Source organism: uncultured Clostridium sp., from assembly GCF_947072515.1.
Classification (GTDB): Bacteria; Bacillota; Clostridia; order Clostridiales; family Clostridiaceae; genus Clostridium.
The window spans coordinates 1-20,503 of the sequence record NZ_CAMTIG010000055.1 but is presented as its reverse complement, the minus strand read 5'-3'; the positions used below and the strand labels follow the sequence as shown (position 1 = coordinate 20,503).

The 20,503-nt window shown below is 26.0% G+C and carries 15 protein-coding genes; 14 read left to right on the top strand and 1 reads right to left on the bottom strand.

Going from position 1 to position 20,503, the window contains the following annotated elements; all coding sequences use genetic code 11:
- Positions 1-160 precede the first annotated feature (160 nt).
- The 6 genes from Q0W06_RS15635 to Q0W06_RS15610 are packed head-to-tail and all read left to right on the top strand — an operon-like array spanning position 161 to position 8,443.
- The gene (locus tag Q0W06_RS15635; protein ID WP_297637777.1) at positions 161-1,459 is read left to right on the top strand and encodes a site-specific integrase; all 1,299 of its coding nucleotides are present in this window, start codon (positions 161-163) and stop codon (positions 1,457-1,459) included.
- On the top strand, positions 1,456-3,261 hold the full coding sequence (locus Q0W06_RS15630; RefSeq protein ID WP_297637775.1) for a hypothetical protein: 1,806 nt from the start codon (positions 1,456-1,458) through the stop codon (positions 3,259-3,261). Before Q0W06_RS15635 ends, Q0W06_RS15630 begins: the two co-directional genes overlap by 4 nt.
- A complete protein-coding gene (locus tag Q0W06_RS15625) occupies positions 3,258-3,725 on the top strand; it encodes a hypothetical protein (RefSeq protein ID WP_297637773.1) in 468 nt (155 codons plus the stop codon). The genes Q0W06_RS15630 and Q0W06_RS15625 overlap by 4 nt, the downstream gene beginning before the upstream one ends.
- The gene (locus Q0W06_RS15620) at positions 3,722-5,737 is read left to right on the top strand and encodes a tyrosine-type recombinase/integrase (RefSeq protein ID WP_297637771.1); all 2,016 of its coding nucleotides are present in this window, start codon (positions 3,722-3,724) and stop codon (positions 5,735-5,737) included. Before Q0W06_RS15625 ends, Q0W06_RS15620 begins: the two co-directional genes overlap by 4 nt.
- Positions 5,722-6,225 (top strand): hypothetical protein, encoded by a 504-nt coding sequence (locus Q0W06_RS15615; RefSeq protein ID WP_297637769.1) that lies wholly within the window; start codon positions 5,722-5,724, stop codon positions 6,223-6,225. Before Q0W06_RS15620 ends, Q0W06_RS15615 begins: the two co-directional genes overlap by 16 nt.
- Before the next feature lie 22 nt (positions 6,226-6,247).
- Entirely contained in the window at positions 6,248-8,443 is a 2,196-nt protein-coding gene (locus tag Q0W06_RS15610) for a type IA DNA topoisomerase (RefSeq protein WP_297637767.1), read from the top strand.
- 152 nt (positions 8,444-8,595) lie between these two features.
- Here the strand turns inward: Q0W06_RS15610 and Q0W06_RS15605 are convergent, their stop codons facing one another.
- Entirely contained in the window at positions 8,596-8,829 is a 234-nt protein-coding gene (locus Q0W06_RS15605; protein WP_297637765.1) for a helix-turn-helix transcriptional regulator, read from the bottom strand.
- A 97-nt stretch (positions 8,830-8,926) separates the two neighbouring features.
- Here Q0W06_RS15605 and Q0W06_RS15600 point away from each other — a divergent pair, with 97 nt between their 5' ends.
- The 8 genes from Q0W06_RS15600 to Q0W06_RS15565 form a co-directional block, all read left to right on the top strand.
- The gene (locus Q0W06_RS15600) at positions 8,927-10,576 is read left to right on the top strand and encodes an ATP-binding protein (RefSeq protein ID WP_297637762.1); all 1,650 of its coding nucleotides are present in this window, start codon (positions 8,927-8,929) and stop codon (positions 10,574-10,576) included.
- Between the two features lie 109 nt (positions 10,577-10,685).
- Positions 10,686-11,825 carry an RNA-binding domain-containing protein gene (locus Q0W06_RS15595; protein ID WP_297637759.1) on the top strand — a complete coding sequence of 380 codons (1,140 nt, stop codon included), beginning with the start codon at positions 10,686-10,688 and terminating at the stop codon, positions 11,823-11,825.
- Positions 11,826-11,918: 93 nt separating this feature from the next.
- A complete protein-coding gene (locus Q0W06_RS15590; RefSeq protein WP_297637757.1) occupies positions 11,919-16,574 on the top strand; it encodes an AAA family ATPase in 4,656 nt (1,551 codons plus the stop codon).
- A gap of 255 nt (positions 16,575-16,829) precedes the next feature.
- Positions 16,830-17,780, top strand: coding sequence for a caspase family protein (locus tag Q0W06_RS15585; protein WP_297637755.1), 951 nt, complete (start codon positions 16,830-16,832; stop codon positions 17,778-17,780).
- A gap of 13 nt (positions 17,781-17,793) precedes the next feature.
- A complete protein-coding gene (locus Q0W06_RS15580) occupies positions 17,794-18,258 on the top strand; it encodes a toll/interleukin-1 receptor domain-containing protein (protein ID WP_297637753.1) in 465 nt (154 codons plus the stop codon).
- A 20-nt stretch (positions 18,259-18,278) separates the two neighbouring features.
- Positions 18,279-18,755, top strand: a complete 477-nt coding sequence (locus Q0W06_RS15575) for a hypothetical protein (RefSeq protein WP_297637751.1) — start codon at positions 18,279-18,281, stop codon at positions 18,753-18,755.
- Between the two features lie 15 nt (positions 18,756-18,770).
- Positions 18,771-19,205, top strand: coding sequence for a TIR domain-containing protein (locus Q0W06_RS15570; protein WP_297637749.1), 435 nt, complete (start codon positions 18,771-18,773; stop codon positions 19,203-19,205).
- Positions 19,206-19,272: 67 nt separating this feature from the next.
- Positions 19,273-20,503: hypothetical protein (locus Q0W06_RS15565; protein ID WP_297637746.1), on the top strand; the 1,231-nt coding region annotated here is incomplete at its 3' end.

Below are 20,503 nucleotides of genomic sequence, written 5' to 3'. Positions count from 1 at the left end.
ATTGAAAGAGAAGATGTAGATGGGATAATCTCAGCAACAGATTTTGATCGAGAAGTTATACTTACTTAAGAAGATGAGTAAAGTATAGCTTTTTTTTATATAAAAATATATGATATACTTACTTGTGAATATGAGTAAATAAAGAGGGTGAATATAGTAAATGGAAATTGTAGAAGAGATAAGAGGTAAAGGAAATAGATATGTAGTTAAAATAAACAATATTGAAATAAAAGTAATAGATATAAAAAGAATTAAAAGGAAAAGAAACGATAAAGAATATCTTTTTTTGATAGATTCTAAGGGCAGAGTCATAGAGGAAGTATTTATATATTTAAATTATAAATGTAATATAAAATCTATTAATGCGAGAGAACAAGCACAATCAGCACTTAAAATTTTATATGAATTCAAAGAAGTAGTGGGGAAAGAGTTAGAAGAATTTACACAAAATGATTTGAGGAATTTAAGTGATTTTATTTTAGGAATTTCTATGACAGGAAATGGTAAATCAATAAAGCATATAAAAACAAGAAGTATTGCAACTCATAATTTATATTTTAATGCAATAAGAAGATTTTGTATTTATATGGAGATAGAAAGCAAATATTTATATGATACAATAAATGTTTTTACTGAGAATAGAAAGCAAGTGGAGTTAAAATATAAAACTAATCTAAATAGAAATAGTAGTTTCATTGATACAGCACCAAAATATATTTCAGTAAATGAATATAAAAGAATTCTTAGTTATTTAGAAGAAGAAATAGAAAGTTTATATGTAAGAAGAGATATTATAATGATTAAGCTAATGTTTTTATATGGTTTGCGTTTAGGTGAAGTATTAGGGTTAACAATAGAAGATATCAGAGAAAATAAAATTATTTTATGTAATCGAATAAGTGACAGAGAGTATCAGAAAGCTAAGACGTGTTTTATACCTGAGGAAAAAGAAGATTATAAAAGTAAAATGTATAAATTAAAAGATAGAGGATTTCATGAAATATATGTTAGCGAGGAAATGAAAGAGGAAATATTAGAGTATATTGATGATTCAAGGGATATTTTAACTATTAGCGAAATAAAACTGAAGAACATAATGGGAAATTCAATAGCAGATTCAGTAATGCAAGAAAATAAAGCGAATTATTATATATTTTTAAATAAAAATGGTAGTCGACTATCGTCAAGCGGATGGAATAAAAGACTTAAAAAGATCTACTTAGAGTGTAATATTGCAGTTGATATAGGAAATAAAAGAATAAATTTAAGCCATAGATTTAGGCATGGATATGCGATGAATTTGAGAAGAATCGGTAGAGATTCACTATTTATAAAAAGAAAGTTAAGGCAAAGAAGTTTGTCTTCAACGGAGCAATATTTTAATCCAACAGAAGAAGATGTATTAAATGAAAATGAAGCTATTATTAAATTAATAGAAAAAAGTATGGAGGACAAATGAGAGTATCTAAAAGTGAATTAATAGAGAATGAAGTGAGAAACATTATAGAAAGTGTAAGAAATAGGAAAGCAAAAAATGTTCTTAAAGAAATTTTTTTGAGAGTATCTAATATAAACATGGTAGGAAATTTTAAAGATGAAGAGATGATAATGTTATATTTTATAGCAGAAATTATTAAAGAATATAAAGAGAAAGATTTCTCATGGGAAAGTATGACTCAAAATCAAAATATAGATAAAAAGATTTTTTTAGAGGAAAGAATTTCTTTGGTAGAAAAATTTTTAAATAAAAATCAAATTAGGATATGGAGAAATGATACAAGAGAAATAGGCGGACTGTTTTATAAGAATAGTCTAAGTGAAATATATAGTGCAGTAGTATCTGATAAGAAAATAACTGAATTTTTTAAAGCAAAGAATAAAAGAAAAAAAGAGGAATTTGGAGAAGTGTATCTAAATGATTATCCAATAAATGTGAAAATGAGTTATATGATTACTGGAGAGTATATAGTAGTAGATAAAAAGGTAATAAATATAAATTGCAATACTGATAATGAGCTATTAAAAAAAATATATTTAGATTTTTATAATAAATATAAAGTACAAGGACATGCCAATAAAGAATTAAGAAGATTTTTTTATTATTTTTCAGAAGTATTGAAAAATTTGAAAATAAAAAAATATGAAGATTTTAATTTTGAGGTTATAAGAAAAATATATTTGGAGCTTGAGAATAAAAAGTGTAGTACAAGAAATAGAATGTGCAATTATTTATATATAATGTTTCGTTTTTTAATAGAAGATGAAAAGTATAAATGGATGAATTGGAATTTAACAGAAGTAGAAAAAAAAGCATTTAGAACTAAAGTGATTGCAAAGATTTTAAGAGAAGGATTCAAACCAATATATTATATGCCAATGGAGAAAGAGCCTTCTAGCAATAAGTTTTGTATAATTCCTAATGAATATTCAGTAAAATCCTCTGATTTAGAAAATTTAAAAATATTATTTTGTGATTTAGAAGATATAAATCAAGTTTATATAGAAGGGGTGAAAAGGTTTATATGGGAAAATGAAGGGAATTTAAGAACGAAGATACATTATTTAAAAGAAGTATATAAATTTTTAGAATATATATGTAAAGATAAGGAATGTGATATAACACTAGAAAAAACATATATGTATAGAAAAATTTTAGATAAAGAAACACAAAATTTAAATGGGCTAAAAGGAAAATTAAAAGCATTAAGAAAATTTTTAAAAATTAATAAAGAATATTATAAAATAGATGAAAAAATATTTGATATATTTTCATTGAAAAGCTTAGAAAAACCAAGGGGAGGAACTATTATTACGGATAATGATTTAAAATTAATATATAGTGAATTTTTAAGGTTGGAGAAAGAATGTGAAAATAGTAGACTATACAGGATAGCATTTGAGATTTGCATATATTCTAATTTAAGAATAGGTGCGATATTAAATTTAAATAGAGATTGCCTTAGTAAAGAAGGGAAAAAAACATATATTAATTATTTCCCTAAAATTGGAGGTAAAGAAAAAGTAAGTATTGCGATTAATGAAAAAATAGAAAATTTGATTTTAGAAGCTATAGAAATTACACAAAAATATAGTGAGAAACAGGAATTGGCAAATTACATTTTTATTGAGGAATATTTGAGAGTAGAAAAAGGACTTAAACGAATAGATTTCCAAAAATATTTTAAAAAAATAATTTATAATTTAAATGAAAAATTAGATAAAAAAATTATACAGTACAAAATGTTAGGGATACGTATATGAATAAAGTTTGTGATGAAGCAAGAGAGCATAATTTAGGCTTTAGTGAGATTAAGGCGATCACAAATGATTCAGTGAAAACAATAAGAAAGTACTATCAACAAAGAAATAGAATTGAGTTGATAGCAGAAAGTATGTTTGGAATTATGATTAATGATGTTAATTGTGAAGGCGAAATTCTTGTAAGTGAAGAAAAATCTAAATTAAGATGTACAAAAGATAATTTAGGGCAATGTTCTGAGAATAAATGTAAATTTGATTTAGCAGAATGTTTGATTTGTAAAAATTTTATAACATTTATAAATAGAAAAAATGCATTTATGGAGAGAGTTAAAGAGTGTGATAGAGAAATTGAGGAGACAGATAATAAATTTATAAGAGAAGAAAAGTTATATGAGAAAAAATTATTAGTAAAATATATAACAGGAATTATTAAATTAGAAGAGAAGGAGAGAGGGCATAAGTGAGTTATATTGCAATTGAAGATGTAAATATAATTGAAAATTCAAGGAATATAAAGGAAAAATTAAAAAGTTATTCAGTAGAGGTTAATAGTTTTAAGATACTTAAAGGGGTTGAATTTCAGGATGCATTATGGGATTTTTCAGACTTTAACACATTAAATAGAGAATCAGTGGCATATAAATTCAATTTTGAGTATGTAAATGGGGAATTTTTAAATTATATTAAGTTGGTAATATTAGAAGAATTTATGTATGGAACTAATAAGATTCAAACTATCCATAAGGATTTTGATATAATGAAAACTTTTACTAATGAATGTGTTAAATTAGGAATAGAAATTCCAGGATTAATTAATGACAATTTTTTAGAAGAGTATATTTTAGATAAAGAGAAAAAATGTAAATATAATTATTTAGCAAGGTTTTTAAATGGTATTACAAAATTAGTTAAATTAATTTATGAAATAAAAGGAAGTAATGATTCTAGGATAATAGACTATATAGAAATGAAAAAGGCATATTATAGAAAGTTTAAGACGGATAAGGTGATAAGTAAATACATACCTGATGAATTTTTAAATAAAATGGTTTCACTTGCAATAAGAGATAGTAAAGATGAGCAGATATCTATAACTAATAGAATATTTTGCAATTTATTAATCATAGTAGCAGAAACAGGAATGAGGATAGAAGAATTATGTTTGTTGGAAACTGGAAAGTTAGAAGAAATTAAAGTAGGTGAACATAAAGTATCATATTTAAATTTTATTTCCACTAAAAGTGAGAGTAAATATATTGAGAAGCGAGAGACATATTGTTGTTTAACAGAATTAAGCAGTGAAGCATATAAACGAGCAGAAAGTTTAGTTGATGAATTAATTTCTAGAATGTCCATGAAGGCAAGGTTAAGAAAATATAGAATAATGGCAAAAAAGAAAGGGATAGAAATTGGTGAAATAAATGAAAGTAATTACAGGGATGTATTATCAGAAAAAGAAATAAATAAAATTGAAAGCGAATTAAGGAAATTTATTTTTATAGGCGACAGCACATATAATAAAATTATGAATACAGATTCACTAACTGATTATTTAAAAAGGTTTTTTATTAGAAATTATAATGAATTTAAAGAGATACATGAAAGATATAAAGATAGTGTACCATATTTTAAAATTGAGAGCAAAACAATATATGAAAAGTTTTGTGGAAGTGCAGAGAAAAAATCAGAAAGATTTGATGAAGTTAATAAAAAAAAATTTCCCTTAATTAATTTTCACCGATTTAGAGTAACTGTATGTTCTAAGATGTATAAAAAGGGAATACCTTTAGATTTTATAAGAGAACATATGAACCATATGTATGAAGATATGACATGTCAATATATAAAAACTGAAAAAAAGATCAATGAGATGGAAGAGAATATTGAAATATTAAATTCTATAACTGATGAAAATGGATATATAGATGCAGAATTGAAAAATAGTCTAGAAGATAAGAATATAGAAGAAAAGATAAAAAAAATAAATAAATTTTTAAAAAAGAAAAATATAAATATCAAAACAGATATAACAAAGATTTTAGAAATATTAGAAAAAACAAATTCAACTGCAGTTGAAAATGAATTTGGTGTTTGTGTAAAAGCTGTAATAAGTGGAGTATGTAAGAAAAGAAAATATTTTAATTCAGGAGAGAAAAATTATTATATTGGATTAGAATTAGATACATTTAAATTTATAGATTTAAATTATGAAAGATTTCTACAAAAAAAATCTATAATAGAACATAATAAAAAAATTGTAGAAAAAAATAAGGAATTAGAATTTGAATTAAATAGAGAGATAAAAAACTTAAAATATTTTTTAAATAAAACATTAATTAAAGAAATAAAGTTATTGGAAGATGAGCTAAGAATAAAGGGGGAAAATAAGGTTATAGAAGAAAATAGACAAATAAGAAAGATTGTTTTAGAAATTGAGAAAATTAAAGATGAGGTAGAAGAATGGATACAGTCTTAAAAACATTATTCGGTGATATAGAGATACCACAAAAAAGTCTTAATAGAATATTGAAAGCAGAAGAGATTATTAGTGATGCAGAAATGGAAAATCAAGAATTGGTACAAAATATTAAGAGGAATGAACTTAATATAAGTTTTTTTGCAAACAATAAAAAGTTGGGAATTACCAGGAAGAGTATATATTTAGATAGATATCTTTTAGAATTTTTAAATTATAGAATAAAAAGTAAAAAAGACTATTTAAATATAAAGAGAGTTGATGAATTAGAAAAAAAGATAGAGGATTTAAATGAAGAATATTATAAGGTTATAGATAACATTATAGATATATTTGATCTTAGAATGCAGAGCGAAAGTTATCAAAAGACTATTGAAGAATTGCTAGAAGAAAATAAAAAACTTAGAAATGTAATAAAAGAAAAGCAAGTAACTATTAATAATTTGAATAATGAATTGAAATCATATAAAATAATAAAGTTAAGATAATTAATAGTAAGGAGGGCTAGAAATGAAAAAAGTTATAATAGCAGAAAAACCCTCTGTTGCAAAAAATATAGCTGATGCATTTAAAATAAAAAATAGAAAAGATGGATACTTTGAGGGCGAAGAATATATAATTACTTGGGCATTTGGACATCTTCTACAATTATATGACGCCAAAGACTACGATGAGAATATGAAGGGATGGAGAATGGAAAAATTCCCTTTTATTCCTGAAGAATTTAAATATAAAGTGAAAAATGATGGAATTAATAAGAATATAGAAGACAAGGGTGCAGCAAAGCAATTAAAGATAATAAAATCATTAATGCATAGAGAAGATGTTGATAGCATCATATCAGCAACAGATTTCGATAGAGAAGGGCAAGTAATATCAGATGAGCTATTCATGCATTATGAGATAAAAAAGCCTATATATAGAATCTTATTAAATGAGTGGACAGAAGCTGAAGTTAAAAAAGGAATGAATAATTTAAAATTGAATTCAGAGATGCAACCACTTCAAGATGCTGGAATAGGTAGACAGTGGGCTGATTGGATTATAGGAATAAATCTTACGTCAGTTGCAACTATAAGATATAATTTGAATAAAGATGGGAAAATTTTAAATATAGGTAGAGTATTGCTTCCTACTCTTAAAATTATTTATGACAGGGATTTAGAAATAGAAAATTTTAAGGCGAGTACTTATTATAAACTTGTGGCTACATTTAAAACTGGAGAAAATGAAGAGTATGAAGGACTTTATTATTTAAACAATTCAGAGAAGTTTGAAAATAGAAATGACTTAACACTTGTGGGAAAAGCAATTGAAAATAAAAAAGGAAAGATAATTTTAAAAGAATCAGAAAAGAAAAAAGATTATCCACCATTTTTATTTAATTTATCAAACTTACAAGGTCATGTAACTAGCAAATATAAGGGATGGACGTCAGATAAAGTTTTAAAAGTAGCACAGAGTCTTTATGAAAAGAAATTTATAACATATCCTAGAACAGGGAGTATGGCACTTGAAGAAAGTCTAGTAGATAGAACTAGAAAAGTTTTAGATAATATAAAGAAAGGCCTTCCATATGAGGAACAAATAAAGTTTACGAAAAGTAAAAGGATATTTGATAACAAGAAGGTAGAAAGCCATAGTGCTATAGTTCCAACATATATAAACCCCAATGGTTTAAGTGCAGATGAAAAAATAGTTTATAATGCTGTTAAAAATAGATTTATAATGCAATTTATGCCTGTAGCTGAGTATGAGGAAAGTAAAATAGTTACTAAGGTTGAATGTGAAGAAGCTAAGGGAGAGTTTGTATCTAAAGGGAAAATTCAATTAGTTGAAGGTTGGAGACTTGTTGAAAAAATAGAAAGTAAAGATACAATACTGCCTAATGTACAAGAAAATGAAATTGTAGATGTTGCTAGTAGTAAAGTTTCATCAGTAACTAAGAAACCACCTAAAAAGCATACGGAAAAAACACTTCTTAGATTGATGGAAACTTGTGGAAAGAATCTTAAAAAAGATAATAAAGATGAAAATGATGATGAGTCTAAAGAAGAGAATAATAGTGAAGAGATGATGGCATCTATATTAAGTGGGTTTAGTATAGGAACGCCTGCAACAAGAGCAGAAACTATAAAGAAGCTTAAAGATGTTGGATATATAGAAACTAAAGGAAAAAGTCTTACATGTACAAAACTTGGAAGAACAATGGTTGAAATATTTCCTGTTAAGGAACTCTTAGATCTTGAATATACAGGAAGACTTGAAAAGACACTTTCAGATATAGAAAAAGGAAAGTTCCAAAAAAGTGAGTTTTTAAATCTTATAAAAGAATTTACTATAGATGGAGTAAATAAAATAAAAAGTGATGACTCAATACTTAAAAATGTAAAAGTAAAGCTTGAGGAAGGGCAAGAAGCTATAGGAAATTGTCCGGTATGTGGAAATCCTATAATTGAAGGTGAAAAAGGCTTTGGCTGTTCAAACTGGAAAAGTGGATGTAAATATACTATTTGGAAAGATGATAAATATATAAATTCATTTGGTAAGACTGTATCAAAAGAAATGGTAGCATTGCTTTTAAAAAATGGAAAAGTAGGATTTAGAAATTTGAAAAGTAAAAAAGGAAATACTTTTAGTGCATATTTTAGGTATGAACTTAATAAAGAAACAGGATATTTTAACTGGAAAATTGAATTTATATAAAATAAAAAAATTATAAAGAGATATATGGATATCATGAGTAAAGCTCATGGTATCTTTTTTATAATAAAATTCTAAATTAGAAAATAAGAAGCCACTCTAATAGTGAGTGACATAAGGATTAGTAATATTTAAAGAGTTGAAATTAATGTTAATTAAATATTTTTCTGTAGCTTGAAAAGAGTATCTATATTGATATTTAATGCCTTAGAAATAGCTAAAATTTCATAATCCAGTAAAGGCCTTTTACAATTTTCTATTCTTGATAACATAGGTTCATCTAAATGGATTCCTTGTAAGTTAAGTTTTGCAACAAGCTCTTTTTGAGATATATTTAATGATTTTCTTACCAATTTTATATTTAAGCCTATTATATTTTTATTTTCCATAATTAATAACTCCAATTCATTTATGTATTAATTTTAGTAAAATGTACATAATAAAAGTTGTGTAATACACAAGTTTTAAAAAGAGGTGAAAATATTTATGGAAATTTTTGTACCTGTAGTTAAAGATATATCTTTATATAGAGAAATAGTTAAAAATATGGTTAATCCGCTAGAGGTATTACGTGAAGCTATAAGTAATTGCGTTGATGCTGAGGCTAAAAATATATTCATTAAAATATATAGAAATGAAAAGGGAAAGTTCTCATTAGATATAGAAGATTATGGAGTTGGAATGGATGAGGATGAAATTAAAACTTTTTTTAATTTGGGAGATTCTAAGAAAGGAGAAAAAAATATAGGCGAAAAAGGGCTAGGGACAAAAATATTTTTCAGATGTGATAATCTTAATGTAGAAACACGTAAATTAAATTATAAAAGTATATTTGCATTTATGGAGAATCCATGGAGGAGCTTAAAAGAGGAGAGATTACCTGAATATTCATTAGAATTCACAGAAGAAAAAGTTTATAAAAGTGGGACTAAAATAAAGATTGAAAACTACTTGATAAATAATCCAGAAAAATTATTTAATTTTTACGTAGTCAAAGATTATATTTTATGGTTTACTGCAGCAGGAAGTTTTAAAAACATATTTGCCAACTTTGTAGAGTTAAATAGTTACGTAAAAAATATGCAAATAGCACCAAGAATATTTATAAATGATGAGATATTAGGGATTAAAGAAGAAGTAGCAGGAACACATCAATTTTTTCAACCACAAGAGAACCCAAAAGAAGATGAATCAGAGAAGGTTTATAAAAAGTCAGTTAACTACTGTAGACACTTTGGACCATATCACAGAAGTACGAATATAAACGGAGAATATGTTTCATTTCAACTTTATGGAACTATATCAGGAATAAATTGTAGAAAAGAAATATCAAGATTAAAAGCTGGAGAAAGATATAAAACTAGATTTGGTATATATTTAGCTAAAGACTTTATACCAGTTTTAAAATCAAATCTTATACAAAATAAAAATTTTCATCATTTTCATTTATTATTGAACTCTCAAAATTTTGATTTAACAGCTGATAGAAATAATATATGTAATAGAGATAGTGAAAAAGTTAAATGGATATTTGATAATGCGAAAAAAATAATAAATGAAGATATAATTCCCTTAGCTGAAAATGGATATTTTAAGCTGAGAAAAGAAGAAGAAATAGAATATTTAATAGATACTAAAACTGCAAATTTAAATAAAAGACTTAAAACATATGATGAATTAGAAAATATAGATATAAATGATATAGCACTTAGAAAAATTCCTGACAATGAAGATCAAACAGCATTATTATTTGCAATATTACTTAGCAATTCAAAGTATAAGCAAAAAATTAAATACATAGATAGTATATTGCACTATGCAACAAACTCTACAACAGATTTAATATGTTTAGATAAACAAGAAAATGTGGTTCTAGTAGAAATAGAATTTTTATTAAGTAATATATTTAAGCATGAGCATCCATTTAAAACTTTTGATTACATAGTCTGTTGGAAGATAGATATTAAAGAGAAAAGTAGAAAGTTTTTGATTGATGGCATTGAGCTAGAACTTTGTACAGAGAATGGAGAACAGTATTTAAGATATTTAAATAACAATAAAATTAAAATTATAGAAATTAGCAATATATTAAATGACATTTTAGATGATAATCAAGAAAATAATAATGCTATATAATAAAAGGAAATATGCAAAAAAATGGGATGTGAGCTAAAGCAACTAGTATAAAATTAGTTGCTTTTTTGCTATAATTTAATTATCAAAATATTAATATAAGGGGAATTAAATGAATAAAAATTTAAAGGAAATAATTATAGAGTTAATAGAAAAAAAACAAGAAGGAGATTTTTGGGATTTTAAAGAAAAGTGGCATAGCGATACAGAATCATTAGTTCATGATATTATTTGCTTTACAAATACTGTGCATAGTAAAGATTGTTTCTTAATATTTGGGGTATCTGATGATTTTAGAGTAGTTGGGATAAATGATGATGCTAATAAGAAAACTCAAGCAATGGTGATAGATACGATAGATAATTGTAAATTTGCAGGTGATAATAAACCTAAAATTCAATTGGAAAGTGTAGTTATAGAAGATAAAAAAATAGATGTTTTAATAATAAAAAATCATATAAAAACTCCTGTGTACATAGAGCAAAAGAATAAAAGGCATAACAAAATAAAGGAAGGATTTGTGTATACAAGATATTTAGATAGAAATACACCTAAAGATCAGAATACTAATGTTTTTATAATAGAAGAATTGTGGAAGAAACGATTTGGATTGAATAGAATTCCACTAGAAGAATTTAATGAATTATTAAAAGAGAAAGAAAATTGGACATATACTAGCGAGGGATATTACTATAAATATAGACCTGAATTTACAATAACAGAAGTTGAAATGGATAGTTGCATAGAATCTGAATATTCATATTTAATGTACAATATATCTACTAGTTATAGAATGTTGGAGTTAAGATATAAAGGTACAATACTAGATTCATATCAATGTGCAATATTAGATTCAGGACGTTACGTTACAGTATGTCCTGAAAAAAGATATTTTAAGAAAAATTTAGAGCAATATTGTAGAGAAATGTATCAATATAGATATTATATAAAAAATAGTTTAGCATACAATTTATATGAATTTCTATTTGATGAGGAAAATGAAGATGCACATTATGCAAAGAATAAATTTGATAGTATTTTAACTATTTTTAAATCAGAGAAAGAGAAAGACGAGTTTTTGAAGTTTTTAGATTTAAATAGAGAGGATTTTAACTTAACTTTAGATAAGTATTTTAGTGAAAATATTTATATAGAAACTAATGATGAAAATCTAAAGAAAGTAGTAAGAGAAAAAATTGCAACATCAAAAGCTATAAAGGAATATTTAAATAAATTTAGGAAAAAAGGTTAATGAATATGCAAATTATATTGGAGAATAATTGTAAAAATTAGTTAATAAAGAAAAAAATTAAAAATTATACAATTAATTAGGGGAAATAAAGATATGAATAACGGAGTCAATTTGTTAGCAGGAACTGGAGATCCATATTGGTATGAATGGTCTGTTGGACTTTTTTACTGCTTAGATTTATTATATCCAGATAAAAATATAGAATCTATAGTAATGCAACATTCAGAACTTCAAGGATTGGATGATGTTGTAATAAAATATAATGATGGAAAAGTTGAATGTGTTCAAGTAAAGCATACTCGAAAAAATGATACATTGACATTTTCAGATATGGTAAATGGAGATAAGCCAAAAGGTTCATATTTAAAACAGTTTTCTATGGATTGGAAGAAGGCGTCAGCAGAATATAAAGCATGTAAGGCTATATTATTTACTAACAGAAGTTCAGGAAAACAAATGTATATAGTTAAGGTAGATAATATACCGAGCTATGAAAGACCAGCATTAAATAAATTTTGGGAATATATTAAAGTGAAAATAGATGAAGCGATTAAAATTGAAGATATAGTTGTTAAGAATGAATGGATAGAAGCATGGAAGGAGTGGTTAGGCCAACTGGAAGGATTAAATGATGTAGAAAAATTAATGTTTCTTAAACAGTTTGATATAAAAGCTAGTCAAAAAGGTTTGGAAGAATTAATTGATTCTATAGCAGAAAAAATATCAGATTATTTTCAAGTCGATAGAACAATAACTATACAATTACATCAGAAGTTATGTTACTCTTTGATGAAATGGACAACTACTTTGAGAAAGAAACAGGAAATTACTAAAGAGGATTTAATGGAAGCGCTTTCTTTAAATTCTGATAATTTTAAGGGAATACATGATATACCAACAAAAGAACCGTTTTTTAAATCGAGATTACAATTTATAAATGAGTTAGAAAAAAAATTAATAAAAAGGGAGCAGCCAATTATCTTCCTATCAGGAGAACCAGGGACAGGTAAAACAAATATTGTAAGTCAGCTTACAAATAAAATTGATTCTGTAATAACTTTAAGATTTTATGCATTTAAACCATTATCTCCCGAAGATATGTATCTATCAGCAGATAAAGGGGTAAGTGATTCAAGAGCTTTGTGGGGAGATTTGCTAATTCAGCTTAGAGAATTATTAAAAGGAAAATTGAGTAAGTATCAAGTACCAATCTCAAATGAATTACTACAGACTACGGAAAGATTAAGAGAAGAAGTTTTAAGGTTATCATCAGTTCTATATAATGAAACAGGAAATACAACAATTATATGTATTGATGGAATTGATCATGCTGCAAGGGCAGGAAAAAGCAATACATTTTTAGAAACACTAGTACCACCAGAGGGAGTACCGAAAAATGTATGTTTTTTAATCGTAGGGCAACCAATGTATGAGTATGAACAGTATCCATACTTTTTACAACAAAATGATGTTTTAAAGGTTGAGGTACCAAAATTAACAGAGGATGATATAAAACAGTTATACTTGGATACAGTGCAACAGATACCTAATGAAGAGACTAATACTGTGATTAATATAATTAATAAAAACTCAAAAGGAAATACACTGTCAGCGGTATTTGCAATAAATGAAGCTAGAAGGTGTAGAAATATAGATGAGTTAGAAGAATGCTTAACGAAAAAGAAAATTTCAAGTGGAATTAGTTCGTATTATGATTATATATGGAAATCAGCACTGGACAATTTACCAAATAGTTTTTTCCATGTTGATGATACAGTAGCAGGAGTATTAGCACTAGTAAATAAAAAAATTAGTGCAACTATTTTATGTGATATTTATAATGATGCCACAATGAGTAAAAATATATGGGAAAGAATTTTGCAAAAATTATATCCTATTGTAATCGAAGAAGAAGATTGTTTTAGAGTTTTTCATAATGATGTAAGGATATATTTAGAAAATCAGTTAAGAAGACGAATATCTTCATTTGCTAAAGTTACAGAGAAAATAGCTGATTATTATATATCAAAAAGTGATGATGTTAAAAGTAGACATGAGCTAGTATTTAAACTTTTAGAATATGCAAATAAGGCAGATAGATATATTGATATATTTAACAAAGAATATGTTGCTGAAGCTATAAAAGTTAAAAGACCATTAGATGAACTTATTGAACAATTAGAAGTTACATTAAAATCAATTGCTGAAGTTAATGAATTTAAAAAAATAATAAATCTGAGTTGCGCAGTTTCTACATTAAATCAATTTATAAAGTCAAATCAATGGATGAATAAAGAATATATACCAGATATAAGTATTCCAGATGTGCTTAATTGTGAGAAAAAAGTTATTCATAGCTCATTATTAACAATAAGTGGAATGAATAATATGTTTAACGAAATTGAGATATTAATTAGTAATAAAGAAATTGAAAGGGCTAAATACATTTTAGAAAAGTGGATTGGAAGTTTCACACCAGAAGAAATTGTGGAGATATTAAATAAAAATAAAGAATTAAACAATGGTATGAAAGATGATGAGATTGGGGAAGAGTTAGAGGAATTACTACAAAAATGGGGAAGAGTATGTCAATATACAGGAATAAATTATAAATTAAAAGCAGATTGTGACAAGTGGAGTGATAGAAGAAAGAAAATTAGAGCATATTTTTCAAAAGGATGGCTAATAGAAGGAGAAAAGTTAACTAGTGCTGAAGAGATAAAGAGAACTGTAAATAATTTATCTATTTACTTTGAAATAGATTTTGAAGAATATATATATAGATTAATGAATACTAAGCATACTGATATTATTATTGAGTTGACAACTAATAAAAATAATAAATTTTCAAATGAATTTAATATTACAATTGCTAAATGGGCAATTGTAAATTTCAAGGAAAATATTTATATAGAATTGATTAGTGAAATTTATAAAAAGGGATTTAAATATATAGAGATAAGTGACTATGAGTTGGAAAAAGATCGCTATCGGAGATACGAGGATATAGCTTTAATTTTAGCATTTAATAAAGTAAATCTTAAAAATATTATGGAGGAACTTGATGAATATTTAGAAAAAGGTACTAGACGATATCAAGCAGTAAAGTGTCTAGCTCTAGCAAGTTTTTATTTAGGTGAGATAAATAGAGGGATAAGAAATTCAGAAAATATTCAAATATTAAATTTAGATATATATATGCATACAATAAGGTTCTTATTTGGAAGTAATAATGATATTGGAAGAATGGAAGCAGAAACACTGAAAAATGAAAAGTTTTTACTAAATTACTATATCGAAATAGCGCAGCATTTAGGTGATACCTTTATTGAAGGGCTTGGAAGAGTAATGAGAGAAGTAGTAAAAGAGTCAAATAATCTCAGACATATGGATATATCATGGGAGTATTTTGTAAAAAATAAAGAATACAGTCTTTTAGAAGAAATATTTAATAATTGGATGAAGCGTGATGGGGAAGTATGGAGATTAGAAATTGATGAAATGAACGATATGGCATATAGTTTCATAGATAAAGCTAAAAAACTAGGGTGGAGTGAAAAGGCTAAAGAAGCTGAGAGGATTTTAGAGGAAAAGTCTATAGGATATGTAGGGAGAAAAGAGTACACATTGTATTATCCACTTAAATGGTTTGAAAATATAGAAAAAGATACAGAGTTATGGAAAGATGTTGGAGTAGAACTATTAAATATTTCTGAAATAGCTTCTCAAATAGGAGATAATAGGGCAGAAGTTTATATAAAAGGAGCTATTGCAGAGGCTGCTGGAAGGCAAGGATATGAATCATTATGGCAATTTATGAATATGAATTTAGTATGGGATAAGGAATGGATTCAAGCAATATTTGATGGAATAATAGGTTCTATGGAGAAAAATGATTTTACAATAGAGGAATTAGAAACAATTTGGAGGGTTTCAACAAAGATATTTTATGTTGATAGTGAAGCAGGATTATATTCTTCTGAAAATAATATAAGAAAAATATATATTACAGATATAAAAGAAGCTATATTATTAGTAGCTGAGAGAAAAGGATATAAAAAGATTAAAGAAAGTCTTGTACAAATAGCTAAAGATGAATATGAATTGAATAGAAATGAGATAGAAAAAAGTGCTTATAGAATACCAGTTAGATGGTTTGACCAAAGAGAGAGTAGACATTCTTATGAAGTTATCAGAAAAATGTCTTGTGAAGCTGCATTAAAATATGTATTTGAACAATATAGAAGAAAAGATGGAAATTTTGAATGGGAGATGGTAAATGAAGTTATTTATAAATATGAAAATGAAAATATAGAGAAAATAGAAATTTGTGTCGATAAAGTATTTGAAATGCTTATGCAAAGGAGCTATAAAGAGTATTGGGGATATGATGGCGTGAACAAAGTGTATGAAGCGGTTTTTAAGTATTTAGATCAGGAAAAAGTTAACTTAGCATATAAAAAAATAATAGACAATTATTTTTTTAAAAGAGATGATAATTATAGGTATGATATTTATGGTATAATTAACGATTTAGAGAATTTTGCATACTGTTACTATAGAAAATTAAAATTAGATGATAATATAAGTGCATTAAAAACTATTTTAAATATGCATAGAGGATGGATTACTGGAAATGAAGTATTAGAAATGAAAACCCGCTATAAGATACAGGATAAGGAATGCAAAATAAAAAACTGGAGTGAATTTGCAGAAAATATTTGGAGAGAGTATGTCAATCAATTATAAGTATAATTTGATTGTATTTGAAAGAAATATAAGTTTAGAAATTAATGAGATAGTAAGAGAAAGAGTTAGATATAGAAAATAATTAGTGAAACTATTTTAAGTGCGTTAAAATTTATTTTAATGCGCTTTTTTCTTTTGGTCAATAGTATTAAAAAATTAGATAACAATAATATGAAATTTTAAGTATATGGATTATATTCTTTAATTTGGTATTTATGATATAATTATCTTAAGAAAATAAGGAGGAGGTAATATATGAGAAAAGCACTTGTAATAGGATTAGATAATTATAATTTTGCTAGGTTAAATGGATGTGTTAATGATGCTAATGAAATCACAGAAGTATTATCGAGAAATGAGGATGGAAGTAAAAATTTTCATGTTAAAAAGTTAGTTGATAATGAGAATTTTGGATTAAGAAGGGCAAATATTAAGTTAGAAATAGAAAAACTATTTTCTGGAGATTCAGATATTGCGTTGTTTTATTTTTCAGGACATGGAATGTTGAATAAAACAGGAGGCTATATAGTTACACCAGATTATGAACCTGGAGATGAAGGTATTTCAATGGATTACATACTAGATTTAGCTAATAAATCTAGAGTGAAAAATAAATTTATAATATTAGATTGCTGTAATTCAGGAAAAATGGGAAATCTCAATAGTATAAACTCAAATTTATCACAAATGGGAGATGGAGTTATAATTTTAACAGCTAGTAGAGAAGATGAAAGTTCAATAGAAGAAAATGGTCACGGCATATTTACTTCGTTATTATTAGATGCATTAAAAGGTGAGGCTAGTGATATATTAGGAAATATAACAATGGCAAGTATATATGCATATATAGATTCATCTTTAGGACCTTGGAACCAAAGGCCGATTTTTAAAACTAATATTTCTACATTTACATCTGTTAGGAAAATAAATCCATTGATTGATATTAATATTTTAAAAAGTCTTACAAAGTATTTTTCTACGGAAGAAGAAATATATCAACTAGATAAAACATATGAACCAGAGGAAAAAGAATGTATAAAAGAACATACTAAAATTTTTGCTAAACTTCAAAAACTAGTTTCTATTGGGTTAGTAAAGCCTTATGAAGCAGAGCATATGTATTTTGCAGCTATAAATAATAAAGGGTGTAGATTAACTAATTTAGGGAAAATGTATTGGAAATTAGTTAAATTAGATAGAATATAGGGAGGTATGAGCAATGAAGGTTTTTATATCGCATAAACAAGAAGATTCAGTTATAGCAGGAATGATTTGCAAAAATTTAAAAGAGTTAGGCGTACAAGCCTACTTAGATTTATTGGATGTTGAAATCTGCTCGAAAGGAAAACAGTTGACAGACCATATAAAAAATAGACTAAATGATTGTAGTGATATTTTGGTCGTTATGTCAAATAAAACAGAGGAATCTTGGTGGGTACCATTTGAAATCGGAATGGCAGCACAAAAAGATTTTCCTGTAGTTAGCTATTTAGTTGATAATGTAGAATTACCGGATTATTTAGATTATTGGCCTAGATTACGAAAATCTACTGATCTTATTAAATATGTAGATGCAAAGAAGAAGATTATAACTGAAAATATGGCTTCTAATAAAGGAATATTCAGCAATAATAGTAAATCAGAGACACAGCAGTTCTATGACAAGCTAAGACAGATGCTATAAGGATAAAGGGAAAATAGATAATGGAAACAATTGATAGAGAGATTTTAATAGAAGAAACAAGGGAAAGAAATGAAATATTATTAGAGCAGTGGAAAGTATATGTTCAAATGGCTGATAATATGAGTGTTAGAAGATCAAAAAGTAATAGCTTTTTTACAACAATAAATACAACTATTATAGGACTTATATCTGTAAGTTTTTTTAGTAACCATAGGAATTTGATTCTTATTACGGGAATTTTAATTAGTATAGCATGGATATCATCAATAAGAAGTTACAAGATATTAAATAATGCTAAATTTAAGGTTATAAATAAGATAGAAGAAAGTTTTCCAATGCAGGGATTTACTGAAGAATGGGATGAATTAAAAAAGAGTAAGCATATAAAGTTAACCAGTAATGAGACATATGTACCAATAGGTTTCATAATAATATATATGATTTGTTTATGGAATAATAGTGGAGCCTTTATATGGTTAATAAATTTATTTAAATAAAAAAGGAGAATTTTTATGAGTAATAGAAGATATGATATTTTTATAAGTCATGCATGGACTGCTGACAGTGATTATAATGGATTAATTAGACTCTTAGATAGTGATAGGAGCTTTATATATAGAAATTATAGTGTACCTAGAAGCAATCCATTAGAAATTAATGCGACAACTGAATTAAGTCGAAAGAGCCAATTATCTACAAAGTTAAGAGAGCAGGTAAGACAAGCATCTGTAGTTATAATAATTGCGGGTATGTATTTTAATCATAGAGAATGGATACAAAAAGAAATAGATTTGGCTAATGAAATGAGTAAACCAATACTAGTTGTTAGACCTTGGGGACAAGAGAGAATTCCAATAGAATTACAAAAATATAAGATGGTATATTGGAATACAACAAGTATTATTTCAGGAATAAAAGATGTTGTAAATAGTAAAGTGTTTATATAAAAAGAACAGAAGAGATTAGAGCATATTAATATATTTTAATATGCTTTTTTAAGGGAGAAAGTAAAATATGATAGGAATTAAAGAAGATAAAGAAAGAAGATTTAGAATTGCAGCGGCAAAAACAATAGGAACACAAATGCAAAGAGTTAGGCAGTGTGATAAAGAGCTAGTTTCAAAGAGATGGATTTGGGAATTGATTCAAAATGCTAATGACTGCACTGAGAATGAATTGAATATAAAAATGAGATTTAGTCAAAATGAATTTGAGTTTTCACATGATGGGAAGTGTTTTAATAGTGAATCATTATTAAGTTTAGTAACACAGCTTTCAACAAAAGGATTTGAAGAGAATGAAGATTTTGTAGGAAAGTTTGGAACTGGCTTTATGACAACACATTTATTAAGTGAGAAAGTTGAGATATTAGGAAAATTTTTAAAAGCAGATAATATTAAAATTCCATTAGAATTTGAATTAGATAGAAGTTTTATAAGCTATAAAGAAATAGAACAGTCATTAGAAAAAACATTAAGTTACTTGGATTCTTTGGATGAAGAGTTAATGAACTATGAAGATAAAGGAGGTATTTCAGTAATAAATGAATTTGAAACAAAATTTAAGTACAATATAGGGAATGATAATAAGAACATAGTTATTTTGGGGATTGAGGAGATTTTTAGAAATTATGGATATTTATTAGCATTTAATAGAAATATAAAAACTATAAGTTATAATAATATAACTTTTTTTAGAAAAAGTGAAGAAGAGTTAGAAGAAGATATTTTAAAAATAGTTATAAGTAAGAAAGAAAATGGAGAAATTGAGGATTTAGAGGTATTAATAGTAAATTCTGAAAATGTTGATATTGGTATTCAAATAAAAGAAAAAGAAATTAAAGAAATAGATAAAAATATTCCTAGATTATTCTGTAAATTCCCATTAATAGGGAGTGAGGAGTTTAAATTCCCTGTAGTCATAAATAGTTCTAAATTTGAGGTTTATGAACAGCGAAATACTATATATGAAGAGTCACCACAAAATAAAAATATAATGAAAGAAGCAGCTGATTTATATATTAAGTTATTAGGATATTTAGGAAAAAATAATTATGAAAAAATGCATAATTTATGTGAAAGAGCATTCAAGATAGAATTTTTATCAGATGAAAAATTAAAAGAGGTCAGAAGTGCATTATTTTTTACAAAAATGATAAAAACTTCTACAGGTAATTTTGAAGCATTTGGAATACCTAACAATAAGGGCGGTGGGAATTTAAATACGGCAGTTATTAATTTTATTG